Source organism: Chryseobacterium sp. 27AL (assembly GCF_057815395.1).
On sequence record NZ_JBYRIW010000004.1, the window covers coordinates 110,580 to 133,977 of the forward strand.

The 23,398-nt window shown below is 36.2% G+C and carries 23 protein-coding genes; 7 read left to right on the forward strand and 16 right to left on the reverse strand.

The features are described from left to right. The first annotated feature begins 34 nt into the window (after positions 1-34). The 3 genes from AC3WV0_RS09550 (at position 35) to AC3WV0_RS09560 (ending at position 2,307) form a co-directional block, all read left to right on the forward strand. Entirely contained in the window at positions 35-1,036 is a 1,002-nt protein-coding gene (locus AC3WV0_RS09550) for a hypothetical protein (protein WP_488845872.1), read from the forward strand. A gap of 181 nt (positions 1,037-1,217) precedes the next feature. Then, entirely contained in the window at positions 1,218-1,673 is a 456-nt protein-coding gene (locus AC3WV0_RS09555; RefSeq protein WP_488845873.1) for a hypothetical protein, read from the forward strand. Between the two features lie 124 nt (positions 1,674-1,797). Continuing rightward, positions 1,798-2,307: a ferritin gene (locus AC3WV0_RS09560; protein WP_089999808.1), complete on the forward strand. Its 510-nt coding sequence runs from the start codon at positions 1,798-1,800 to the stop codon at positions 2,305-2,307. Between the two features lie 123 nt (positions 2,308-2,430). Here AC3WV0_RS09560 and AC3WV0_RS09565 read toward each other — a convergent pair whose 3' ends face one another. Continuing rightward, positions 2,431-5,571: a UvrD-helicase domain-containing protein gene (locus AC3WV0_RS09565; RefSeq protein ID WP_488845874.1), complete on the reverse strand. Its 3,141-nt coding sequence runs from the start codon at positions 5,569-5,571 to the stop codon at positions 2,431-2,433. Between the two features lie 181 nt (positions 5,572-5,752). Here AC3WV0_RS09565 and AC3WV0_RS09570 point away from each other — a divergent pair, with 181 nt between their 5' ends. Then, positions 5,753-6,490: a carboxypeptidase-like regulatory domain-containing protein gene (locus AC3WV0_RS09570; RefSeq protein WP_488845875.1), complete on the forward strand. Its 738-nt coding sequence runs from the start codon at positions 5,753-5,755 to the stop codon at positions 6,488-6,490. A 25-nt stretch (positions 6,491-6,515) separates the two neighbouring features. After that, the gene (locus AC3WV0_RS09575) at positions 6,516-7,289 is read left to right on the forward strand and encodes a carboxypeptidase-like regulatory domain-containing protein (protein WP_488845876.1); all 774 of its coding nucleotides are present in this window, start codon (positions 6,516-6,518) and stop codon (positions 7,287-7,289) included. A gap of 23 nt (positions 7,290-7,312) precedes the next feature. Here AC3WV0_RS09575 and AC3WV0_RS09580 read toward each other — a convergent pair whose 3' ends face one another. The 7 genes from AC3WV0_RS09580 to AC3WV0_RS09610 form a co-directional block, all read right to left on the reverse strand. Beyond that, positions 7,313-7,825, reverse strand: coding sequence for a GNAT family N-acetyltransferase (locus AC3WV0_RS09580; protein ID WP_488845877.1), 513 nt, complete (start codon positions 7,823-7,825; stop codon positions 7,313-7,315). A gap of 2 nt (positions 7,826-7,827) precedes the next feature. Further along, positions 7,828-8,049, reverse strand: coding sequence for a PspC family transcriptional regulator (locus AC3WV0_RS09585; protein ID WP_029297636.1), 222 nt, complete (start codon positions 8,047-8,049; stop codon positions 7,828-7,830). A 1-nt stretch (position 8,050) separates the two neighbouring features. Next, positions 8,051-9,316, reverse strand: a complete 1,266-nt coding sequence (locus AC3WV0_RS09590; RefSeq protein WP_488845878.1) for a DUF2851 family protein — start codon at positions 9,314-9,316, stop codon at positions 8,051-8,053. A 407-nt stretch (positions 9,317-9,723) separates the two neighbouring features. Further along, positions 9,724-10,206, reverse strand: coding sequence for a hypothetical protein (locus AC3WV0_RS09595; RefSeq protein ID WP_488845879.1), 483 nt, complete (start codon positions 10,204-10,206; stop codon positions 9,724-9,726). A 228-nt stretch (positions 10,207-10,434) separates the two neighbouring features. Continuing rightward, the gene (gene bshA / locus AC3WV0_RS09600; RefSeq protein ID WP_488845880.1) at positions 10,435-11,583 is read right to left on the reverse strand and encodes an N-acetyl-alpha-D-glucosaminyl L-malate synthase BshA; all 1,149 of its coding nucleotides are present in this window, start codon (positions 11,581-11,583) and stop codon (positions 10,435-10,437) included. Between the two features lie 18 nt (positions 11,584-11,601). Next, positions 11,602-12,249 carry a hypothetical protein gene (locus tag AC3WV0_RS09605; protein WP_488845881.1) on the reverse strand — a complete coding sequence of 216 codons (648 nt, stop codon included), beginning with the start codon at positions 12,247-12,249 and terminating at the stop codon, positions 11,602-11,604. A gap of 15 nt (positions 12,250-12,264) precedes the next feature. Next, positions 12,265-13,956 (reverse strand): glycoside hydrolase family 3 protein, encoded by a 1,692-nt coding sequence (locus tag AC3WV0_RS09610; RefSeq protein ID WP_488845882.1) that lies wholly within the window; start codon positions 13,954-13,956, stop codon positions 12,265-12,267. 120 nt (positions 13,957-14,076) lie between these two features. On the opposite strand from AC3WV0_RS09610, the gene AC3WV0_RS09615 reads away from it, so the two are divergent. Further along, entirely contained in the window at positions 14,077-14,589 is a 513-nt protein-coding gene (locus AC3WV0_RS09615) for a hypothetical protein (RefSeq protein WP_488845883.1), read from the forward strand. A 64-nt stretch (positions 14,590-14,653) separates the two neighbouring features. Here AC3WV0_RS09615 and ribA read toward each other — a convergent pair whose 3' ends face one another. The 8 genes from ribA to AC3WV0_RS09655 all read right to left on the reverse strand — a co-directional run bounded on the left by ribA (position 14,654) and on the right by AC3WV0_RS09655 (position 21,671). Next, positions 14,654-15,250 (reverse strand): GTP cyclohydrolase II, encoded by a 597-nt coding sequence (gene ribA, locus AC3WV0_RS09620; RefSeq protein WP_488845884.1) that lies wholly within the window; start codon positions 15,248-15,250, stop codon positions 14,654-14,656. A 20-nt stretch (positions 15,251-15,270) separates the two neighbouring features. Next, complete coding sequence (locus AC3WV0_RS09625) at positions 15,271-15,726, reverse strand: hypothetical protein (RefSeq protein ID WP_488845885.1); 456 nt, start codon at positions 15,724-15,726, stop codon at positions 15,271-15,273. Beyond that, positions 15,723-16,337: a DUF4254 domain-containing protein gene (locus tag AC3WV0_RS09630; RefSeq protein ID WP_488845886.1), complete on the reverse strand. Its 615-nt coding sequence runs from the start codon at positions 16,335-16,337 to the stop codon at positions 15,723-15,725. Before AC3WV0_RS09630 ends, AC3WV0_RS09625 begins: the two co-directional genes overlap by 4 nt. Before the next feature lie 16 nt (positions 16,338-16,353). Then, complete coding sequence (locus tag AC3WV0_RS09635; protein ID WP_042721620.1) at positions 16,354-16,560, reverse strand: twin-arginine translocase TatA/TatE family subunit; 207 nt, start codon at positions 16,558-16,560, stop codon at positions 16,354-16,356. Positions 16,561-16,590: 30 nt separating this feature from the next. Beyond that, positions 16,591-18,156 (reverse strand): peptidoglycan DD-metalloendopeptidase family protein, encoded by a 1,566-nt coding sequence (locus AC3WV0_RS09640; protein ID WP_488845887.1) that lies wholly within the window; start codon positions 18,154-18,156, stop codon positions 16,591-16,593. Next, entirely contained in the window at positions 18,153-19,001 is an 849-nt protein-coding gene (gene lolB1, locus AC3WV0_RS09645; RefSeq protein ID WP_488845888.1) for a lipoprotein insertase outer membrane protein LolB1, read from the reverse strand. Before lolB1 ends, AC3WV0_RS09640 begins: the two co-directional genes overlap by 4 nt. 111 nt (positions 19,002-19,112) lie before the next feature. Beyond that, positions 19,113-20,129, reverse strand: a complete 1,017-nt coding sequence (locus AC3WV0_RS09650; protein WP_488845889.1) for a sugar phosphate nucleotidyltransferase — start codon at positions 20,127-20,129, stop codon at positions 19,113-19,115. A 123-nt stretch (positions 20,130-20,252) separates the two neighbouring features. Beyond that, positions 20,253-21,671 carry a lipopolysaccharide biosynthesis protein gene (locus tag AC3WV0_RS09655; protein ID WP_488845890.1) on the reverse strand — a complete coding sequence of 473 codons (1,419 nt, stop codon included), beginning with the start codon at positions 21,669-21,671 and terminating at the stop codon, positions 20,253-20,255. A gap of 158 nt (positions 21,672-21,829) precedes the next feature. On the opposite strand from AC3WV0_RS09655, the gene AC3WV0_RS09660 reads away from it, so the two are divergent. Continuing rightward, positions 21,830-23,167 carry a dihydroorotase gene (locus tag AC3WV0_RS09660; protein WP_488845891.1) on the forward strand — a complete coding sequence of 446 codons (1,338 nt, stop codon included), beginning with the start codon at positions 21,830-21,832 and terminating at the stop codon, positions 23,165-23,167. Positions 23,168-23,398 lie beyond the last annotated feature (231 nt).

Consider the following 23,398-nt stretch of genomic DNA (forward strand, 5'->3'; position numbering starts at 1 on the left):
TAGACTTTTTATTAACCAATTAACGACTATAAAAATGAAAAAAATATTGATCAGTTTTGCTTTGAGCCTTGGGATATTTTCCTTTGCTCAGCAGTATCCAAACAACGGTTGGGAGGATGATGTATATTATCAGAATGATGGAGGCTATTACAGCGATGAAGATGACCAGAACTATTTCCCGGATGACTATTATTATAATTATCCTCAGGACTATTATCCACAGGATTATTACCGAACCAATTACAATGACTACAGAAACAGTATCGTTAATATCAACTGGAATGTTTTCTTCACCCAAAACAGGCTAAGTCCATGGCAGATTGATCAGATTATAAGATTAAACAATCTCTATGTAAGCTTTTCATCATGGAACAGATTCTATAGATATAATCCGGACAGATGGTACTATGACAGATTCTACGCGTTACAGAGAATTATGGGACCGAGAGTTTTTGTAGTTTTCCAGAATAATTATTATAGAGGATACAGCCCGGTGGTTTATTTCCAGAATTACAGAAGAACGCATTATGCAGCAATCTGCAGACCGATGCCGAGATACAGAAACGTAAACATCAATATTTACAGGGTCGACAGAGCGAAGTTCAGAAGAATGGATAATCCGACCTTCAAAATCGTAAGATCCGACCGGCCAAATAATGGTTTCAGAGGTCCTGTAAGAGATGGTAATAACGGAAGCTTCCGTGGCCAGGCAGATAAAAGAAACAATGACAATTCCGGTTTCAGAAGTGATAACAATGTACCGAAAAATAACGGAGGTTTCAGAGGAAATGACAATGCAGGAGTTAGAAATAACGGAGGATTCCGTAATGAAAGAGCTGAAAATAATGGAAACCGAGGTGGCGGATTCAGAGGTGGGGAAATGAGAAGAGAAGAGGCTCCAAGAAGAGAAAATAATAGTGGTTTCAGAAATGAAGGAGGTTTTAGAAGAAGTGAAAATTCAGCGCCGAAACAGCAGAATAATGGCGGTGAAAGAAAAGGAAACGGCGGTTTCAGAAACGGATTTGCAAAGAATTAATTTTCATATATTATATTTAAGTGGTGTGAAGGGCAGGTTTTTTTAATCTGCTCTTTTTTTTATTAATCATTGTTGATAAATTGGTATTTAATTTTAACAAAATTTATGAAATTTACAGTTTAACTTTTGTTTTAACTAATAATCAAAAAGATATAAAAGAAATAATTAAATATTTTAGAATATGAAAAAATTAGTATTAGCAGCAGCATTTATCGGATTTGGAAGTTTTGCAATGGCACAACAGACTACAACTCCTCAAGACAGACAGGCAAGAAAAGCCGAGATGCAACAGAAGTTTCAGCAAAAGGAAAAGGAGCACTTAGCACAGATGCAGAAAGATTTAAATCTGAACCAGGCTCAGGTCGACAAAATCAAAGCGTTGCAGGATAAAAGAAAAGCAGAAATGAAAGCTGAATTTGAAAAGAATAAAGGCGAAAGACAGGCAAAAATGGAGCAGATGAAAGCCAAAAGAGCACAAATGGATGCCGATATGAAACAGATCCTGACGCCTCAGCAATATGATAAATGGCAGGCTGACAGAAAAGCTAAAATGGAACAAAGACGAATGGCAATGAAAGAGAGAGGAGCGAAAATGCATAAGCCGATGAATACGGTAGCTCCGGATGCAACGAAGTAGTTTATAATTTTGATTTTTTAATGTGTTGAAGGGTGGGATTTATTCCGCCCTTTTTCCATTAATTCTATTAAAACTTTTGATTTCGGGGTTTTATTCCCTAATTTTGACCGTAAATTTATTACTTATGGTTAGCGAGAAAATTGCGAAATTACTTAACGAACAAATAGCTCACGAACAATACGCTGCTCAATATTACCTGTCTATGTCTGCATGGTTTTCAGGAAAAGACCTGGACGGAATTGCCAACTATTTCAGAGTACAGAGCAAAGAGGAATTGATGCACGCCGATAAAATGTTTGATTATCTTAATGACGTAGGAGGGGAAATCATCATTGGTGAAATACCAAAGCCACCTCACGAATTTTTGGGAGCAATCGATATTTTCGAAAGAGCTTTGGAACATGAAAGAAAAGTAACAAAAAGCATTTTCAATATCGTAAAAAATGCCAATGATGAAGGAGATTTTGCAACGACCTCATTCTTACAGTGGTTCATTAATGAGCAGGTAGAGGAGGAAGCAAGCGCTTCTCAGTTGGTGACAAAAATAAAAATGGTAAGTGATAACCCATCTGCACTGTATCTTTTTGACCAGGAGCTTGCACAGAGGGTTTTCAATCCGGATACGACAGCTTAATTTTTAGCATAAAAAGTTTCGGCGGCACCAAAGGTGCCGCCGAAACTTTATCTCTTAACCACGGTGAAGTTCTAAAACCTACTTATGGAAATCTATAATTCAGTTAAGAAATTCAGATCCATCTTACAGATAAATAAGTTGTGTTTTCAATACCTTTCTTCCCAACTTTTCAAGAATATTTTTATAATTTTCGATCTGACGTTCATCTTTGGCGGACTCTTCCCCTGTCTTAAAATCAACAATAATATAATCTTCGTCACTCTTTAAAATACGGTCAGGTCTGTACACCCTGCTTTCTCCGTTTTCCGAAATCATAATATCTTTTTCATTAATCACTTCCCATTTTTCATCGAAAAATTCGCTGTGTGTTTCTACGATTTTTTCCAGCTCCTGCTTTATCGTATGGCTTTCCTCAATGGTGATTTGGCCTTCAAGAATATAGCATTCCAGAACTTTAGGAATGTCTTTTTTTGTATTGATCTGTGATAAAAGCTCGTGCACAAAAAGACCGATCCTCACTTTTTCGTTTCGAACCTGGTAATTTTTAGATGGTGTTGCAATTTTGATCGAAGTTGTATTCTCGCTGATATTTTTCAGGACACGGATGTCTTTGGTTTTAAAAGAAGTGGTTTTCTCTTTTGAATGTTTTTTCAACTGTTCAGGATTCACTTCATAAAGATCAAACTCATCAAGATTCTCGGTGTTTTTTGACTGTAGAAATTCCAGCAATTCCAGATTATTCGAGGTTTTATTGGCTTTTTGAATATAAAAGAACAGCTGCTCTACGGGCCGGGTGGTGGCAACATATTGCAGGCAAAGCCGGTCTACAAAATTTTTGTAGGAATTTTGCTTGTTAAATTTCTGAATCTCTTCATCGTAAATTTCCAGATTTTTGTTGAATTGATTAATATTGACCGACTTCAGAGCAGTATCCTGTGAGGTTTCAAACCAGTTGGTAAATTCAGCATCGCGGTTCTTATTCATCATCGGAATAAAAACAATAGGAAATTCAAGACCTTTTGCTTTATGGATCGTCATGATCTGCACCGCATCAATATTCTCGGAAGCCTGAATCGTATAGGAAGAAGCTTCTTCATCCCAATATTTTAAAAATTCTTTTGTGCTGGCACCTGCATTTTGGGTAAAGTTAAACAGCATTTCAAGAAAATTCAACAAAAAGTCAGTCTCTTTATTTTCAACAGAAAATTCATTGATATAGTATTCCACAAAATTGTAGAGATTAAATCTTGGAAAATGATCTTGCTTAAGCTTTAATGAATATTTGTTCTGAATGAATAGTAAAACCTCCTCATGAGCATTAATATCAAGAATTTCTTTCATCTCCAGCGTGAAATCATTCATATGTATTCTTCCCAGCTGATTCAGGTAATACATCATCATGATCAGATTCGATTTGTTTTTCGGATTGACTTCCCATTTCAGAAATTCAATGACCGCTTTTAATGTGTTTGAAAGTTCCAGGGTAAGACCTTTATCAGAAATGGTTTTGATATTGGTTTCTTCACCTTTATAAAAAACTTTCAGATTTCCCAGCTTCTGAGAATAGCTGAAAATATCGAAGTTTCCACGGCAGAGAATGGTAATGTCAGAAAATTTAAAGCCGTTATCCAGACTTTCCTGGATATCTTTACGCATTCTTTCCGAAGTATCATTGTAAAAATCGTCATTGGTGAGATTCTCAATCAGATTCACTTTCACCCGGCCTTCCATAGATGATTTCGGGCTTTGTTCCGCATCTGTCCCGAAAATGTTTTTGTGTTCTTCTTCCAGAATTTCAGAATGAAATCGGTACAGATCATTATTGAAACGGACAATATTCTGAGCACTGCGCCAATTGTCTTTTAATACCAGAAGCTCTGCTTCTTTAGGAGAAATTTCTTTTTTGTTAATAATATCAAGCATCAACTTACTTTCTCCTCCACGGAAACGGTAAATACTCTGTTTAGGATCACCAACCAATGTGAATGAAGTATTTTCCGTCGAAATCGAATGATCTCTCAGCGGAAGAAAATTCTGCCACTGCAGTTCGGAGGTATCCTGAAACTCATCAAAAAAATAATGCTGAAACTGCGAACCTACTTTTTCATAAATAAAAGCAGAAGGCTCATTTCGGAGATTTTCATTGATCAGGATATTGAATTTACTGAGTAAAACAAGATCATTCTCCTGCTCGATTTTCCTCAATTCATCCTGGATGTCTTTATTTACTTTCAGCGGTAAAAGCGCCGATAAAATTTTCTCCTTTTTCTGTGTTTCAATATAAAGAAGAATCAGCTTCATTCTGTTTTCCAGCAATTCATCCAGAATTTCCAAAATATCAGTTTCCTTATGTTTCGATTTTGCAGATGCTCCTTTACGGTAATTGTTTACCACAGATTCTTCTGCGGTAGTCGGAAACGGAAAACCAGGACGTTTTTGCTGGTAAAAGTCCAGAACCTTGGTGAAAAATCCGCCGATCCCGTTTTTTCCCTGTGCAAAATCTTCAATCTCAATATTTCTTGATCTGAATAATTCAATTGATTTTTCTGCAAGTTCAGATGCTTGTTTTTTATATAATACAATCTCTTTACGGAGCGTATTTTTTATATTTTCATAATTCGTACTGTCGAAATCTTTATTGTTTTTAAGATGTTCGTAGTGAATATCTTTTACAAATTCTTTCGCTGAATCATAAAGGTTTTTATTTAAATTGATCCTTTCATTATTCTCCAGGCTGTAGTCAACATAATCCATGAAAGACTCGGAAATAGCTTCATTTTCTCCGATCTGGTCGAGCATTTTGTCTACTGCTTCTATCAGGAAAGGTTCGGCTTCAATTTCGAGGTTGAAGTTTTTTGCTAATCCTAATTCATAAGAGAAACTTCTCACCAATCGTGAATTGAAACGGTCAATCGTTCCGATATTTAGAGTAGAATAGTTATGAAGAACATAATCCAGCAGCTTTTTGGCACGGATATGCAGTTCATCAATCGTAATTTTTAATCCTTCCTGCTCAAATGCTTTCTGAATATTCTTAAGATCTCCATTATTTGCAAAGTCTTCTGAGGAAAAATTTCCAAGCCACGTAAGGATTCTTTCTTTCATTTCATTGGCTGCCTTGTTGGTAAAAGTCAGCGCAAGAATATTCCTGATCGACTGTTGCTGGTTTGGATAGCGGAGACAGATCATCAAAAGACGCTGCACGAGGGCATATGTTTTCCCTGAGCCTGCTGAAGCGTTGATGACTGTGTAAGAATTTTGCATTTTGAGTAGAATTCAATCTGCAAGTTAATTAATTTTTAAATGAAATTTTAACAATTCGGGTTGGTGATTTAACAGTTTTGGAAAGAAAAATCTAAAAGAAATCCTAAAACGAGTTAAGTGTGGTTAAACTTTACGTAATATTTAAAAATAATTTTAGTTTTGCTCTAACAAAAAACTTTCCGTGAAAATTAAACTATTCTTTATTTTATTAACTGTTTTTTTTATCAATGCCAAAGCTCAGGATTACATCTTCGGAAAAGTGATTTCTGAAGATAACGCTGAAATTCCTGATGTAACGGTCATCAATATTAGAACTGATGAAAGGGTTTTTACCAACCGGGACGGCCATTTTATGATTTCCGGAAGAAGCGGCGATGAACTTCGCTTTGTAAAGAACGGATACGAAAGGGCAAACAGGAAAATTACAAATGACAACATCAGTGCGCCGGTTAACATAACCCTTATAAAAGCCGCGACATTAATCGCAGAAGTTGAAATAAAAAAAGAGATCACAGGAGATATTAAAATTGATTCCAAAAACCTGAATGCACCGCGGAAAGTACAGAAGCTTAAAAGTGACCTTGCTGTTTATATGTCCCGTAGATCCGACCCTTCCGTTTTGGCACCGAGACCTGGTGAGTTTGTACAGCCGGTCACTAAAGGGGTATTCTCAATCGGAAAAGTTAAAAACAAGTGGGATGATATAGATCTGATGAATTATCTTCAGAATTCCCTTGGAAATGAGTTTTTTCAAGATCTTAAGATTGATAAAGCTCAGATACAGCATTTTATTCTTTATATCCTGAGAACGGGCTTCGAAAGAAAGAATATTCTGAAATACGGATATGTAACCGAAGCAGATATGAACAGGTTCAGAAATGCGGTGCTGAATAGGATTTCTGCATACAAAACTCCATAAATTTTTAGCACAATTTAAAAAAGTGATGAAGATAAAACTTTTACTTTTTCTCTTATTTCCGTTTTTAAATATATTTTCACAGGAAATTGTGAAAGCTACGATCACTGATGAAGATGGAGTGGTTCTGCCTGCTGTCACCATTATGAATATATCTTCAGATAAAAAAACGTACACCGCTTCAGACGGAAGTTTTTCCATAGAAGCTGCACCGGAAGATGAGATCCGTTTTGTGCGTGCAGGATTTGAAAGATCTTCGATACAGGCGAAATATCTTATCAATAAAAATCTGAATATAAAACTGATACGGGTTGCCCAGCCTATTGAAGAGGTTGAGGTGACCAAAATCACCGGTGACATTGCAAAAGATTCCCGGGCAGTTGCAAAAATTGATAAAGGAAAAATCGTAGAAGATGCCGTAGGACTTCCCGAGCCGAAAGGAAAAATGAGGGAAGAACCGGCTAATGTGAAGCAGGTTTTGTTTCCGATACTTTTAGGAAATCTGAATATCCAGGGATTATATGATCTTGTCAGTGGAGATGCCAGAAGAATGAAACGCCAATACAGGTACGACGATCTTCAGGAAGATATTGTGTGGATCAGGGAAAGGGTAGAGGACGATTACTTTACAAAAGAAGGAATTCCCAGAGAAAGAATTTCAGAGTTTATCGAGTTTTCTTTCCTGGATAAGCCTCAGACAAGAACTTTTATAAGAGCTAAAAATTTGACAGGTGCTTTATCAAGAATGGATGAATGCTTTCCTGTTTTCTTAAAAAGATTAAAAGAAAGTAATAAAAAGTAAATTCGATGCTTGATAAGAGCTTTTTAATGATAAACGATATCGTAAATCTCGTCTTTGATTTCTTTTAAATTTTCAGGATTGTAGTTAGAGAGCAGCCATAGATCCAATGGTTTTTTATCTTTTCCGTAACTTGGCTGTACGTACATTTCATCGATCAGTCGAAAGCCCTTTCTCTGATAGAATGAGTAGCGTCTCGCTGCGTCTTCACCTGCATGTTCAGGTTCTATTTCAAGAATTATTCTTGGATAATTTTCAAAAAGATATTTGGTAATGGATGAACCCAGTTTTTGGCTTCGGAATTTTTCAAAAACTTCAAAATGCTCTACAAAAGTATAGTTACTGAGTTCCCACAGGATAAGATAACCTATATTTTCAGACTCATGCAGTACGGAAATTATTTTCACCTTCGGATGTGAAAATAACGTGGCAAGTTTATCCCAATCTCTTCTTTCATCTTCAGGAAAAGTGGAGCAGTAAGCATCATAAATCTCCTTTACTCTGTAGTCTTCAGAGGATGTAATCTGTAAAAATTCCATAGTTATAGATCAAAAACATTAGGTCGTCTCGTGATGAAAATATCTTTCACCCAAAGTGTAAAGGCCAATCCGAGATAAATTAAAAAGAAGAAACCAGCCGTAGCAAAAGTAGAATAGATAAAGAAAACCCTGAGCTTGGATACGGGAATACCCAATTTTGCGCCGGTTCTGGTAAGAACACCGAACCATTCTCTTTCCATTTTGTGACGGATGTTGTCTAGCATGTTAAAATTCTTTTAAAAGTTTAAATCCAATACCGCAATTTAAGCAATTTTTCTCAACACAGGTATGATTGAAGTGATAAAGCAAACTCTGGCTTTCCAGTGAAGTCGGGATTTCGATTTTTATTTTCTTCCAGCTGTCGATAATGGAATTCTTTTCTGCAGGAAGGCTTTTATAAAAAGCAAGCATCTGATCTGCAATTTCTTCATTGTGATATTTATGGTACGTATATTTTAGTGGTAATACCGTATTCAGTATAACCAGCTCAATAAAATCTCTGCTGATGACTTTTGGCTGCTCAACACTGGAAATTTTCCCGAAATTGAAATGTTTGTCCCAGTATTCAGATGCTTTTACGTTCTTAAATAAATCGAATAATTCTTCAGATGATTTGATATGAATGATCCTGGAAAATAAATTCTGATGTTGATGGTATAAATCAGCAAACTGCGCCAGGCGAATGGTCGGAAAATTGGGCGGACGAAGCCTTAAAAATTTGGGATGAAATTTCAATTCAGATATGTTGAATTTTGCTTTCAGGAAATCAAACTCCCGTTTCCAGATTTTCATTGTTTCATCCTGTGGACTTTCCAGCCATCCGGAAATTCCGAATAGTAAAGCTTCCAACTGTGTTTTGTTTCGGCTGATTTTAAGGACAATAGTAAAATCAATGCTTTCTGCAAGGTGCCTGAAAATATCGGCATTGACTTTCAATCCAAACGAGTAGGCAAGACTATGAAACAATATCGCTTCAAAATTGTTTTTAAACTTGTCAAGACTTTTTTCCAGTTCGGTAGATTTCTCATGGAGTTTCTTAAGAACATTTTCTTCATGAAAATGCATCGGAATTTTATCAGAATTAATGATATTCTCACAAGCGATGAACTGGTTTCCGCTCAACAGTTTTTCGTATTTCCAGAGAATATTCTGATCGATGTAGCTTTTTAACTCAAGAGTCGGAACATTTTTATTCTTTAGTTCTTCGATTTCCATATCGTTGTGGTAAACAACGTGCAGAATAATATTTTGATAATTGGGATCGTGAGAATGATTATGAAAAATCCAGTCAGAAGCTTTTACATGTAGCTCTATATGACCGGCCAAAATGATATTATTGACTTTTATTTTTGCCGTTAGAAAATCCGGACCGGAATTGGTATTCCATTTTCCAAAATCTAAAATTTCAATGGGATTTCCTTCAATATCTTTGAAGTCAAAATGCGTAAAAACCTTATAGTTCCAAAGGTATTGGAGTAATTTTTCTGTCATGAGTGTTTTTTTTGTGTTGGGCTAATTTAGGGAATTTGTGTTATTTGTAAAAAAAAGACTGCCCAGAAATTTGAATATCCTCAAGAGAAAGAATTTTTGTGAGATTTATTCAGAGAATAATAATCTTACGTTATTTACATAACTTTTTCTGGCTACAAACCAGCCTTTTTATAATCAATCTTTTGCGGTCTCAACAGAAAACAGACTAAAACACTCGCCGTTGAGGCAAAAAGACTGGCGGTTGAGTCTTTTTATCTCAAAAACGAGTCTCAAAGACTGGTTTTTGAGTCTTTTTACCTCGTTGGTGAGTCTTTTGTGACAACGTTGAGTCTTTTATATTCAAAAACGACTCTTTTACACTCAATGACGAGTATAAAAGAGTCGTTTTTCAGATAAGAAATGATCAGTTATTCTTTTTTAGGAACAGCTTTGTTTCCCTTTCTTACAAATCTTTGGCTAAGATCGTCGTAAATTGGTTTCGCGGAAGCAATCCCTTTATCGGCAGCTTCTTTGGTCGTTCCGTAATAAAACAAGGCAGAGATTAAAGCCTCACTTCCAGCGATCGTTATCGTGTCGGCTATGTCAGAAGCCAGTTGAGTTGCCAGATTTCCTAATGGGCTAAGACCGGTAACCACGGCTTCATCTTTCAGAAATTCTGTTTTGTCCATATAGGCCGGCGCAAATTCAGGATTGGTTTCGAGATAATCTTTTACTTTCTGTACGGTAGCAACGGTTTTGTCACCCATTTTAAAAAGCTTTTTTCTCTGGTCTACTGTTAGCCCCTGTAGATAGGGTGCTAATAATGTTTTGCAGTCCTGTAGTTTTTGCGCTACTTCATCAAGTACTGCCTTCGGAATTTCTACACTGATTTGATTGTTTGCACTCATCATTTATAATTTTTAATTAAGGAAACTAAAATAATAAAAAACTTTGTAGCGTCATTTAAATATTTAAAAATCAGCGTAATATGAAATTTATTAATTTAAAATATTAAATGGATTTATAATTTTAATGAATATTAAGATTTGTGTTTAAAAAATAAGTCTAATCGGAATAAAGCAATAAAAAAGGCCACATTGTCAAGAAATGCAGCCTGTATTTTACACGATAAAAAATGATTATGCTTTCGTCAACTCCCTTTTAAAATTTTCGATAGTCGTTCTGTACATTTCCTCATAGATCGGAAGAATGTTTTTTAAATCAAATTTGATGGCCTGTTCTTTCGCGTTTTTCTTCATTTTGTTTAAAAGCTCTTCATTGCTCAGCAGCTTGATCGTGTAGTTGCTCATGGCTTCCACATTGCCGATTTCTGCTAAAAATCCGGTTTCCCCTTGAATATTCACTTCCGGAATTCCGCCTGCATTGGAGCTGATCACAGGTGTGTTGGCAGCCATTGCTTCTAATGCAGCCAATCCAAAACTTTCCTGTTCGGAGGGTAATAAGAATACGTCGGAAAGCTGAAGAATCCGGTACAGGTCATTTACTTTTCCGAGCAGACGGATCTTTGAGATCAGATCAGAATTTTCTTCCAGAAACTGATTGACTTTTTCCATATCCGGGCCTTCGCCAATGATGATTAATTTTGATTTTACCTTTTTCTGAACATTTTTGAAAATCTGCAATACTTCATTCACCCTTTTTACCGGTCGTAAGTTGGAGACGTGAATAAGAATTTTTTCATCCGGGTTGGCAAACTGTGTTCGCTGGCATTCATTGCGCTCCTCAAATTCAGAATTGTCGATAAAGTTGGTAATCACCTGGATTTCCTTTTTGATTTTAAAGAACTGAAGGGTGTCTCTCTTTAAACTCTCGGAAACCGAAGTAATGGCATCGGATTGATTGATCGAAAACTCTACCGCATGTTTATAGCTCGGGTGTTGTCCAACGAGTGTAATATCGGTTCCGTGAAGGGTAGTGACCAATGGAATATCATTATCGTCTTCTTTCAGCATCTGCTTCGCCGTAAAAGCTGCATAAGCGTACGGAATGGCATAATGGGCATGAAGCAAATCCAGTTTATAAAGATTCACCACACGATAGATCATCGAGCTCAACGCAATATCATAAGGCTGATACTGGAAAAGCGGATAGGTCTGAACATTTACCCTGTGAAAGAAAATATTCGGATTGGTAATATCTAATCTCGCCGGCAGCGCATTGCTGATAAAATGAACCTCATAGCCTTTGTTGGCAAGAGACATTCCCAATTCAGTTGCTACGATTCCGCTTCCGCCATAGGTCGGATAGCAAAGTATGCCTATTTTCATTTATTTTGGTGGTATTTTTTAATTGTTTGTACTGCAGTTTTTTTCATAATACTGACGCAGTGCTTCTGGATTATTATTCTTAATTACTATTTTCTCTGCTTCAAAGTCACTTACAAGCTTTGGATATTTATCTTTGAAGAAATTTTTAACCATTCTTCTTAGCATCTGCTTTTTATTAAGGGTCAAAATACTGTTGTTAATATAGATTATCTGAGGCTTTTCATCTTTATATTGGAACAAGAAATATTCATGTGAAGATGGGGTTACGGTGTAATGATAACCGTTATGTGCTCCTGAATCAAAGGCGTAGGCAACATACGTTGAAATTTCGCCTGAATCTATTTTGTTCATCCAACAATAACTGGTTTTAGGTTTATCAGACAAAAAGTAATAAATATATTCCTTATATTCTGCGGTCACAGGCTGTTTGTTTTCCGGATTAATATATTCAACTTTATCTAGTAAATTAACCTTAATTTTTTCTTTCTTTTTAGAGCCATTTTCTATGAATGCTAATTTAGGCTCTTGATTAGACACCATATCAGCCTTTCCTGTTCTTTTGCTTCCGTCTAAAAAGTATAAAGTAGCATCAAATTGTTGCGCTTTTATGTTGAAGGAAAAAGTAACAACTAAAGCAGCCAAAAGTTTAATCATTTTTAACATCATTTGTTTTTTTAGGATTTAGTTTTGTGAACTATTCAAATCAATTCCCATCCCTGCTTTTAATTCATCATTTACCAAAACAGGTAGCCTGCCCCATATTTTTGTCTGCCCTTTTAAAGCTTTGGCGGTAGCCGTCATAGAATCATCATTGTTCTCATAAGCAACCAACACCGTGGAAACTTTTGAAATATCAATATCTTTCAAAGCATAGGCACTTCCGAAAACACTAAGAATTACATTTTGATTTTTAGTAAATTCAGATAAAATCTTTTTTGACGCGTCAGAAATTTTGTAAGGCTTATACGCTGTTGAATTATCTTTATGGAATCCTACAATCACGATAGAATTTGCTGGGATTGTGCTGATTTCATTTGCTTTTTTAATGATGATCTCAGTACCCATTTCATTGGCAAATGTCTGGTACGGGGCTTCTTCTAAAGGAACATAATAAACCTGTTTGCCTTGTAATGGAAGTAAGTTCTTTTCATCTTTTAATAATGTTAAAGCATTAGCATATAAATTTTGAACCAACACTTTGTGCGAATCATTATTTAAATCTGAATTGATATTGTCCGGATTTTTTGGACTGTATTTGTCTAACCCTAAAAAGTATTTTGTCAGGAGAATCTTCTTTACACTTTCTTCTACCCTTGATTGCGGAATTTCACCGTTGTCAATCGCTTTCTGAATCAGTTTCTTTCCTTCTGCTACACCCTGAGAAAAAAGCATGATATCATTTCCTGCTTTAAAAGCCATGGCATCCAGTTCGCCTGGTTTGTATTTGTTGGCCACTGCACCCATATTGAGAGCGTCCGTAATAATTAATCCTTTATATCCCAATTGATCTTTCAGCAAGCCGGTAATGATATTTTTCGAAACCGAAGCAGGAATTCCTTTTCCGGATTCCAGGCTCGGAACATATAAATGCGCCACCATTACGCCGCCAATGCCTTTATTCATTAATGCTTTAAAAGGAGCGAGCTCAACGGTATTCAGCCTTTCCAGATTATGGGAAACTACCGGCAGGTCCAGATGAGAATCCGTGCTTGTATCACCATGTCCCGGAAAATGTTTGATGGCTGCTAAAATAGTATTGTCCTGAAGTCCGTTCGCATAAGCCAAAGCCGAATTGATCACATTATTAACCTCAGATCCGAAACTTCTGTTTCCGATAATTGGATTATTAGGATTCGTATTTACGTCTACAACGGGTGCGAAATCCCAATTGATGCCCATTCTGTGGCAATCTTCCGCAATTTTGGCAGCCATCTGACGGATCAGGTTTTTATCCTGAATGGCCCCCAATGTCATTGCCCACGGAAATTTGTGTGCGGCAGCAATCCTCTGATATATTCCCCATTCAGCATCCATCCCGATCATCAAAGGAACTTTTGATTTCTGCTGAAATTCGTTGACCAAGTTTATTTCTCTTGCTGCATCATCCTGCATCAGGATCAGGCCGCCTATTTTTTCGTTGGTAACAATATTTCTTACATTACTGATTTCACTTTCACCCTTATTGGTGTACAGTGCCACAATAAATAACTGTCCGAGCTTTTCGTCCTGCGAAAGATTTCTGTAGGTTTTATCTACCCAGTGATTTGCTTTCTTAAGATCTTCTTTTGAGAGATTCTGCGGAACATATTGGGCTGCAATTTTTGAGCTCAATAATAAAAAAACAAAAAACAACGTACGAACCAGTTTCTTCATATTTTTTGAATAATAACAAAAATACAATTAAAAAAATGAGCAAAACAATGTTTTTGAATTTTTTGGTATATGATTTGAATACGCTTTATAAATAACAAACAATAACTAAACTTTTATAAAATGAAAAAATTTCTTCCAATTTTACTATTAGCCTTCGTAGGTTTATTTATATTCAGTTGTAAGGATGATGAGGATTTTGATACCTACTCACAATCAAAAGATGTTGTAGGATCTTTTACTAGCTCAAATAGTTATGCATTCACACAAGGTATCGCCATCCAAGGTACTGACGTTGTATTGGTTTATAGATATTTAGGTGATTCTTGGCAATTGATTCCAAAGATGATGTATTTACCAGATGCTACAGGAATGCCTACAAACAGAGAATTTCAATATAATTTTGTTTTTGATACGAATAATGTACAAATTAGTATAGATGATCAAAATTTTAATCTGTCTACAGGACTTACTTCAGCTGAAGCAACTCAGTATTTAAATAATCAACGATTCAGAATTGTATTGGTTCCTGCAAGTGCTGGTAAAAATGCAAATGTGAACTATGAGGATTACAACAGCGTAATTAAATACTATAACATTGATGAGTCTAAAATACAGACCATTAAAGTAAATTAAAATATATCTTTTCAGTTTTTTATAATTACAAAAAAGCTCCGGAATTTATTTCGGAGCTTTTGCTTTATTTATCGTTGTCATCAAGAAGATGACCAAAATAGTCTTTCTTTGTTTGCAGATAACCTCTGCTTATTTCGTTGGCCGGAATTTGAAGAGGAATTCTCGAATTAAGATGAATATTGCTTTCTTCTACATATTTTACCTTTTCAGGATTGTTGGTAAGGAGATTAATATCTTTTACACCTAACAAGTTCAGGATTTCAATGGCAATGCCAAAATTTCTGTCATCTGCGGGAAGTCCAAGCTTTAGATTGGCTTCTACCGTATCAAATCCTTTTTCCTGTAAAGAATATGCTTTTAGTTTATTGATGATTCCGATATTTCTACCTTCCTGTCTCAGGTAGATAATAACTCCTCCATTTTCATGGATATATTTCATGGCCGCGTCGAGTTGCTGCCCACACTCACATTTTTTTGAATGGAAAACTTCTCCGGTAATACATTCTGAATGGAAACGCACATTTACAGGTTTTGAAAAATCTGTCTTTTCTGCGATAATAGCCATATGAGGCATCCAGTCATTCTCGTTTTCGGATAAAGCTATCATTCGGAAAGTACCATATTCCGTAGGAACATTGGATTCCGCCTGAATTTTAATCATTAATACCCCTTAAATTAGTTTTAATTTCCCTTAATATAGTCTTCAATTGCAGAAACATTGGTTTTTAATCTTACGAGATACCGGTTAAGAACTTCATTGTCGTCTTTGTTAAGATTTACTCTCAGTTTCTGAACTTTTTTATAAGATTTTTCGAAGTCTTTCATAGCTTTATTTTTTCCATTCAGATTATCAGCGTCTATTGCATAAAGATAATTCTGTAAGCTGTACTTTAATGCTGTAATTTCGTTGTTTAAAGCTGTATTCTTGAATTGTGGAAAAGTTGCGATCAGATTGGAAATTTCGGAAGCATTGACATTACCTTTTACATTAATATCAATACTGTTTTTTGCTTCTTTATCAGAATCAGATGCTTTTGTTTCGCTATAAAAACTGGTAGACAACGGAGAAAAATTTGGTTTTTCCGTTGCACAAGATGTTATTGTTAATAATACTCCAAAAAAAAGAAATCGTTTCATTTTTGCTGCCCCTTTTGATATAGGACTGGGTTAAGACTTTCATCATTGTACATTTTCATTTGTTTGTACACTTTCATCTTAACATCACCGTTCTCAATATCAGCAAGCAACTGATTAATAGAAGTTGAAAGATCTTCATGCTGTGCAAGCAGTACATCTAATTTAGCCTGACAATTGGCTCTGTGCTCTTGCGATGCAGAATCTCTACTAGCTTCTAACGACATATGATAAACCTTGAGTGCGAGAATTGATAGCCTGTCTACCGCCCATGCGATAGTTTCAGTATTGATTTTTGCGTCAGGTTTAGGAGTTACACTTTCATACTTTTTAAGAAACCAGCTGTCTATAAATTCTACCAGATCAGTTCTTTTCTGATTGGAAGCGTCTATTGCTCTTTTAAGTTGGAGAGCTTCAGCCGGATCAATATTTTCATCTCTAATTATATCTTCCAAATGCCATTGAACGGTATCAATCCAGTTCTTTGCATACAAAATCCGTTCCAAAGTATCTTTTTCGAACGGGTTATTAATTAGAGTGTTAACGTCATCAGACACGTGATAATCTTCAATAGATTGATTGAAGACTTTCCATGCGGTCTCAGTAAAATTCATTGAGTTGTAAGAATTTTTAGTTGCTAGAAGAGTTATTGTTGGTGGTTTTGTTTTCAGAACCAGGTTTGTCCTCTTCCTTTACAGCATCTTTGAATTCTTTGATACCAGAACCTACTCCTCTCATTAATTCAGGGATTTTCTTACCTCCGAAAAGCAACAGAAGAATGATCGCTACGATCAGGATGTGTTGCCATGATAATGACAATATTGTTAATGTATTCATTGCTAATTTTTTTACAAAGTTAATCTTTTTTTAATAAGAAACCCAACCTAAAGGATCAACCGGTGTACTTCCGTTCCATACCTGGAAATCAAGAGTATAGGTGCCGTCAAAATCCTGTCCGATAACACCTACAGGAGTTCCTGCAGAAACCTGTTGCCCTTTTGATACATTCACACTTCCCAAATTGGAATAAATGGTGAAATAATTACCATGTTTAAGGATAACGGTTTTGGTTCCGTCACTATTTGCCAAAACAGATGAAACAGTTCCCGGAAATACTGATCTTGCATGTGTGCCGGACGGTACGGAGATCTTGATGCCATTATTTTCCTCATCAATATTTTTAAATACAGGATGGGGGTGTCTTCCGAAACGGTGTGTGATTTGTCCTATTTTATCAGCAGGATAGCCCAGTCTTCCTTTGTTGTCTGCAAAATTGCTTCCGGCAACAGTGGTCACGCCATAATTGGTCATTGCTTTTGTTTCTGCTGCTTTTTTGTCGTCTTCTTTCTTTTTGGCTAATGCCGCTTCTGCAGCCCTTGCTGCAGCCAGTTTTTCAGAGGCTTCTTTCGCTCTTGCTGCTGCTTCATCAGACGCTTTTTTTGCGGCTACTTTTCTTGCTTCATCTCTGGCTGTTGCTTCTGACCGGGCAGCATCTTCATTACGCTTTCTTTCTTCTTCTGCTCTTTTGGCGGCGAGTTCTGATGCTTTTCTCGCTTCATTTTCTGCGGCCAGCCTTTCTTTTTCCAAAGCTTCAGCCCGTGCTTTATTTTCAGCCTCTATTCTGGCCTTTTCTCTTTCTGCCGCGATTTTGGCGAGACGTATTTTCTCAGCTTCAGCTTTTTTTCTGGCTTCTTCTTCTGCTTTGGCTATTCTTATCTCTTCAGCAATAATCGACCTGATCTGTCCTTCCAGCGCTTTGGATTGCGACTGTTTTTGTCGGAGTTCGGAGGTAAGCTTTGATTCATTTTTCTTAAATTCTGCTACAAGTTGCTCTTTCTGGGCTCTTTCAGCATTGATCGTCGTTAAATCTTTTTGCTGATTGACAAGAAGATTAGCTTTTTCCTTTACAGAATTCTGTTTCTGTGCAATAGATTGCTTAATCTTTGCTGCTGCCGTGGTGATTTCTGCGGCTTTTTTATCCTGATAATCGGAATATTGTTTTAGATACTGAACCCTGCGTATTGCTTCTCCTAAATTTTTGGCAGAAAGAATAAAAGTCACTTTATTTTGTACCCCTTTATTTTTATATGCATTCACAAGAACTTTCGCATAATTTTCCCTCAGGATTTTCAGCTCTCTGTTCTGACGGTTGATTTCCAGCTGACGCAGATAGATTTCGTCTTCAATAAATCTTTTTTCCTTTTGAGTATTGTTATAAACCTTTTCTCTCAGTGCCAGTTTCTTATTAACATTATCAAGATAGGCGATCGAAAGTTTAGATTCGTTTCTTGTTTTTGCTAAATCTGTATTGATCTGTGCAATTTGTTTTTTAAGTTCAGCATTTTGTTTTTGCAACTGTTCTTTTTTACCGCTTTGTCCAAGGTGCAGTGTGAACAATAAAATACCTATTAAAAAGCTAAATTTTTTAATCATTTAATCTCAATTTTCTTATAACTGGATGGTACAGAATATGGTGTATCCATCCTCGAAAAGTCAAATTTCGTATTTTCCAGTAAAATCTGACTGCTTTTTGAGCCTTTTATAATTATTTTAACATTTCTTGGTAAACGGATTCCGTTGATTTCTTCCCAGTTGCTGTAAGACACATCAAGCTCATCAGGAGAAAGAACATCCTTAAGATTTACATTTAAAAGGTCATAATTTGTATCGTAGTTCAGAACAATTTTATATTCTCTGGTCTTTTCATCGGTGACAATCTTCTGATTGACATTGGATGCCATTTTAAAGCCTTGTGAATTTTGAGTGAGCGTAAACTGGGAATCATTAATTCTGACAAAAGTTCGCCCCAAAAGTATTTTCTCCAAAGATTTGTAATCAATGAAATTTACATTCAGAAGATTATTTAAATAATCAAAATCAGAATCGATATAGGTTTTGCTGGTTTTATCCTGGCCTTTAATACCTTCCGGGGTTGCCATTCCGCGGGCGACAGTGATGATGAATGCCTGAAGATTCATCCAGACTTTTTTATCTTTTTCAATATAAATTGTGGCATCCAGAGTAGGAATAAAGCTTCCTGTCTCCACATTAACTTTGCTATTGATCTTGATCTGCTCAAACTGCGGCATAGGGATCACATGCTCAAAGAACGGGAGTTTATTTCTTATAGGTTCATTGATATCTTTGGGATTCTGGTCATTTTCCAGAACGAATGTACTATCAACTTTGATGCTATTTTTAGACTTTTTTGCCGCATTCCTCGTTTTACAAGAAGTTACAGCAAAAAGCAATAACAGTACTATGATCCAGTTTTTCATGTATTTACCTTTTCAATTTAAAAAAATTACGGTGCAATATTAACGCCAAACCACACAAAATGTTTTGTGTGGTCTGAAGATAGCTATTTGCGTTGATATATCTCTGTCAAATTATTTCGACAAGAAGTCCAGAACTGAATAGTCACCAAGAGAAATTTCCCTGGCTACTCCAAAATACTGTGCAGAATTTCCGATCATGGAATTGGAAAGATTTCCGTGGTTGATTTTTGTATTTTCCTGGATCAGTGAATTTTCAATATTTGAATTAACGATTACCGTATTGTTCCCCAATGAAACTCCAGGCCCTACTTTTGAATTGGAGATTTTTACATTTTCTCCAATAAAACATGGCGGAATAATCAGTGAGTTTTCGATCTGAGCCGAAGCCGGAAAATGTGACATCGCTTCCTGTTCATAAGCAAGAATTTTGCTGTTGGTTTCTACAGTCGCATTTTTGTTTCCGCAATCCATCCAGTCGTTGACTTTTCCTAATGTGAATTTTGCGCCTTTAGCACGCAGGTTTTCCAAAGCGGTTGTCAGCTGGTATTCTCCACCGTTTTTGATGTCATTATCCATAAGATAATTGATTTCGTTCATCAGCTTTTCTGCACTGTTGAAGTAATAGATCCCGATAATGGCAAGATCTGAAACAAAAGTCTGAGGTTTCTCAACAAAATCTGTGATGAATCCGTAATTGTCGAGTTTTACAACACCAAAAGCAGATGGGTCTTCCACGCTTTTTACCCAGATTACACCATCGGAATTTTTATCTAAAACAAAATCTGCACGGAAAAGAGTGTCAGCAAATGCGATTACTACATTACCACTCATTGACTGTTCTGCACATTTGATAGCATGTGCTGTACCAAGCGGGTCATTTTGATAGTAAATACTGCCTTTTGCCCCCAGCTTCTCAGCAATCTGAAGCAGTGATTTCTCTATTTCGGGACCAAAATCTCCGATAATGAAAGCTACTTCTTCAATTTCTTCTCCTGCGACCTTGGCAATATCTTCTACCAGTCTCTGTACGATCGGTTTTCCTGCGATAGGAATCAGAGGTTTCGGAACGGTAAGAGTATGTGGACGTAATCTGGAACCACGTCCAGCCATAGGAACGATAATTTTCATAAATTATTTAGTAAGTTTTAATTTTTTATAAAGATAGTAATAAAACCATTGCCGAGGTACCATTACTTCTTTAAGTATTGTTTATATTAAGTGAAACCCATAGCAACAAATAAAAGACCAAAGTCATTTTTTAATTCTCGACAGCAGCATATTTTTTTCAGAATAGATCAGAATACCTGCGTAAACCACAAAAAATAAATTCCCGATCCACAGGTTGTAATCAAACAATTCTACAATTATATAACTGAATGCAGCCAGGAGTATCACGAAAAAAGAGATTTTTTTCATTCTGTACGGGATAGGATAATATTTTTGGCCTAAAAAATAAGACACAATCATCATCGTAAAATATGCTGCCAGGGTTACCCATGCTGAAACCATAAAACCGTATTTTCTGAGAAGAGCAAGGTTTAAAATGATTGTTATGATAGCACCCGTCCAGGAAATATACGTTCCTACCCTCGTTCTGTCAGTGACTTTATACCAGGTAGAAAGGTTGTAATAAATGCCGAAAAAAAGATTTGCAATAACGATGATGGGAATGATATTAAGTGCAATCCAGTATGAACTGTTGGGTACCAGCAAGAGTTTTAGCCATGATACATTCGCGATAATTCCCAATGCAACCACTGATGCAAAAAACGAGAAATATTCCGTTACTTTGGCGTAAGTATTCTTCGCATTTTCATTATTCATCTGTTTAAAGAAAAATGGCTCTATTCCCATTCGGTATGCCGTAACAAAAAGCGTCATTAAAACAGCCATTTTATAACATCCGCCATAAGCTCCGGCATCACCATCATTAATAATGAATTTCTGTATAAATTTATCAAAGTTTTCATTGACCATAAATGCCAGACCGGCGATCATAATCGGCCAGGAATACTTGAGCATTTGCAAGAAAAGATCTTTTGAAAACTGCAGTTTTACCTTTAAAATCACAGGTAAGACAAGCAGTACACCTACAAAACTTGCCGCAAGATTACTGTAAAAAGGATAAGAAACTTTTTCATTTAAGCCTAATTGTAAACTGAATTCCTGAGGGATGTAAAGAAACAAAGCAATGGCAAAAGCACTCTGGAAAACCGCCTGAATGACTCTTACTGCCGTATATTTTATAGGCCTGTTGTGAAATCTGAACCAAGCCAAAGGAATAACGAGAATATTGTCAAAAAATGCAATCCATGCAAACCATCTGATATATTCAGGAGTAGTCGAATACCCAAAAACATTGGCGATAGGCTGGTTAAAAAATAAAACCAAAATCAGGAAAACTGTTGATAAGCCCGTTAAGAACCAGAAGGATGTGTTGAAAACTTTTTGTTCATTGTTTTTATCCGATGAAAACCTGAAATAAGCCGTTTCAAAACCAAAGGAAAGGACGATATTGACAAATGATATCAGCGCATAGAGATTAGTAAAAATGGCAAATGCACTGTTGTCGATATTTTTAATAAATAGGTAATTCAGCAATACGACAATTATCCTCGGCATGATCGCCCCGATTCCATATATAATTGTTTCGTTAAGAAGCTTCTTCAAAATCTGAAAATTTTATGCAAATGTAAATATTTAGAAATTGATTTGTTGTTGGCTGGGTTAAAATTCATTCATAAACCTTAATTTTGAAAAACTTTGTCAAAGTTCCGAACTTTGACAAAGTTGACAGCCAAATTTTCATCTCTAATTTCAAAAAGTAAATGAAGACTTTAATCAAAAATGTAAAAATCGTCAACGAAGGCAAAATCGTTGAAGGTGATATTTTAATTGAAAACGATTTAATTTCCAAAATAGATTCTCAAATTTCTGACGATGCCGACCAAATTATTGATGGAGCAGGGAAATATCTTCTGCCGGGAGTGATCGACGATCAGGTACATTTTCGCGAGCCGGGACTTACTCATAAAGGAGATGTCGAGACCGAATCAAAAGCAGCCATTGCCGGCGGGACAACAAGCTTTATCGATCAGCCGAATACTGTTCCGAATGCTGTAACGCAGGGATTGTTAGCAGACAAATACGAAACAGGTTCTCAAAAAGCGTATGCCAACTACGGCTTTATGATGGGCGGAACCAATGATAATCTTGAAGAAGTCCTGAAAACGAATCCGAGAAATGTTCCGGGAATTAAATTATTTTTGGGTTCTTCCACCGGAAATATGCTCGTTGATAATCCGGAAACCCTGGAAAATATTTTCAGCAATACCAAAATGCTGATTGCGGTGCACTGTGAAGATGAGGCAACCATTAAAGCCAATACCCAAAAGTATATGGATGAATACGGAGAGGATATTCCGGTAAAATTCCATCATTTGATCAGAAGCGAAGAGGCATGTTACAAATCTTCCTCAAAAGCGATCGAGCTTGCGAAAAAAACAGGAGCGAGACTTCATGTTTTTCATTTGTCAACGGCAAAGGAAACAGAACTTTTCAGAAATGATATTCCTTTAAAAGATAAAAAAATAACGGCGGAAGTTTGTGTTCACCACCTTACGTTTACCAATGAAGATTACGAAACCAAGGGCGGATTGATTAAATGGAATCCTGCTGTAAAAACGCAAAAAGACAAAGACGGACTTTGGGAAGCGTTGCTGGATGACAGAATCGATGTGATTGCAACCGACCACGCGCCGCACACCTGGGAAGAAAAGCAGAATGTGTATACCAAATGCCCTTCCGGAGCCCCGCTGGTACAGCATTCATTGAATGTAATGCTTGAAAACTATAAAAACGGCAAGATTTCTTTAGAAAAGATTGTTGAAAAAATGGCGCACAATCCGGCTATACTTTTCAGAATTGAGAAAAGAGGTTTTGTAAGAGAAGGCTATAAAGCAGACCTGGTGCTTGTTGATCTGAATGAAAACTGGACGGTTGCCAAAGAAAATATCCTTTACAAATGTGGATGGAGCCCGTTAGAAGGCATGAATTTCCATTCTAAAGTGACTCATACTTTTGTCAATGGAAACCTGGTATACGAAAACGGAAAAATTAATGAACAGAAATTCGGAGAACGTCTGCTTTTTGAAGTTCAGGAATAATACTTGTTTAAACTAATTTCAGAATTAACCGCAAAAGTTGCAAAAGATAATCACAATGAAATGATTAGTGTATTTAAAGTTTTCAAAAGAATAAAAATCGAAGATTTTTTTAAGCTATTGTAACCTTTTTCATTTGTAATTATCAACTTTAAATAAAAGTTGAGCTCGTCTTTGCAACTTTGCGGTTATATAAAAGTTTAAAACAGCCATACAATAAAAAAATATCGTTAT

What these genes read in the sequence shown, in the direction of transcription:
- AC3WV0_RS09550 (WP_488845872.1), top strand. Translation starts at nt 35, where the DNA reads ATGAAAAAAATATTGATCAGTTTTGCTTTGAGCCTTGGGATATTTTCC.
- AC3WV0_RS09555 (WP_488845873.1), top strand. Translation starts at nt 1,218, where the DNA reads ATGAAAAAATTAGTATTAGCAGCAGCATTTATCGGATTTGGAAGTTTT.
- AC3WV0_RS09560 (WP_089999808.1), top strand. Translation starts at nt 1,798, where the DNA reads ATGGTTAGCGAGAAAATTGCGAAATTACTTAACGAACAAATAGCTCAC.
- AC3WV0_RS09565 (WP_488845874.1), bottom strand. Translation starts at nt 5,571, where the DNA reads ATGCAAAATTCTTACACAGTCATCAACGCTTCAGCAGGCTCAGGGAAA.
- AC3WV0_RS09575 (WP_488845876.1), top strand. Translation starts at nt 6,516, where the DNA reads ATGAAGATAAAACTTTTACTTTTTCTCTTATTTCCGTTTTTAAATATA.
- AC3WV0_RS09580 (WP_488845877.1), bottom strand. Translation starts at nt 7,825, where the DNA reads ATGGAATTTTTACAGATTACATCCTCTGAAGACTACAGAGTAAAGGAG.
- AC3WV0_RS09585 (WP_029297636.1), bottom strand. Translation starts at nt 8,049, where the DNA reads ATGCTAGACAACATCCGTCACAAAATGGAAAGAGAATGGTTCGGTGTT.
- AC3WV0_RS09590 (WP_488845878.1), bottom strand. Translation starts at nt 9,316, where the DNA reads ATGACAGAAAAATTACTCCAATACCTTTGGAACTATAAGGTTTTTACG.
- AC3WV0_RS09595 (WP_488845879.1), bottom strand. Translation starts at nt 10,206, where the DNA reads ATGATGAGTGCAAACAATCAAATCAGTGTAGAAATTCCGAAGGCAGTA.
- bshA (WP_488845880.1), bottom strand. Translation starts at nt 11,583, where the DNA reads ATGAAAATAGGCATACTTTGCTATCCGACCTATGGCGGAAGCGGAATC.
- AC3WV0_RS09605 (WP_488845881.1), bottom strand. Translation starts at nt 12,249, where the DNA reads ATGATGTTAAAAATGATTAAACTTTTGGCTGCTTTAGTTGTTACTTTT.
- AC3WV0_RS09610 (WP_488845882.1), bottom strand. Translation starts at nt 13,956, where the DNA reads ATGAAGAAACTGGTTCGTACGTTGTTTTTTGTTTTTTTATTATTGAGC.
- AC3WV0_RS09615 (WP_488845883.1), top strand. Translation starts at nt 14,077, where the DNA reads ATGAAAAAATTTCTTCCAATTTTACTATTAGCCTTCGTAGGTTTATTT.
- ribA (WP_488845884.1), bottom strand. Translation starts at nt 15,250, where the DNA reads ATGATTAAAATTCAGGCGGAATCCAATGTTCCTACGGAATATGGTACT.
- AC3WV0_RS09625 (WP_488845885.1), bottom strand. Translation starts at nt 15,726, where the DNA reads ATGAAACGATTTCTTTTTTTTGGAGTATTATTAACAATAACATCTTGT.
- AC3WV0_RS09630 (WP_488845886.1), bottom strand. Translation starts at nt 16,337, where the DNA reads ATGAATTTTACTGAGACCGCATGGAAAGTCTTCAATCAATCTATTGAA.
- AC3WV0_RS09635 (WP_042721620.1), bottom strand. Translation starts at nt 16,560, where the DNA reads ATGAATACATTAACAATATTGTCATTATCATGGCAACACATCCTGATC.
- AC3WV0_RS09640 (WP_488845887.1), bottom strand. Translation starts at nt 18,156, where the DNA reads ATGATTAAAAAATTTAGCTTTTTAATAGGTATTTTATTGTTCACACTG.
- lolB1 (WP_488845888.1), bottom strand. Translation starts at nt 19,001, where the DNA reads ATGAAAAACTGGATCATAGTACTGTTATTGCTTTTTGCTGTAACTTCT.
- AC3WV0_RS09650 (WP_488845889.1), bottom strand. Translation starts at nt 20,129, where the DNA reads ATGAAAATTATCGTTCCTATGGCTGGACGTGGTTCCAGATTACGTCCA.
- AC3WV0_RS09660 (WP_488845891.1), top strand. Translation starts at nt 21,830, where the DNA reads ATGAAGACTTTAATCAAAAATGTAAAAATCGTCAACGAAGGCAAAATC.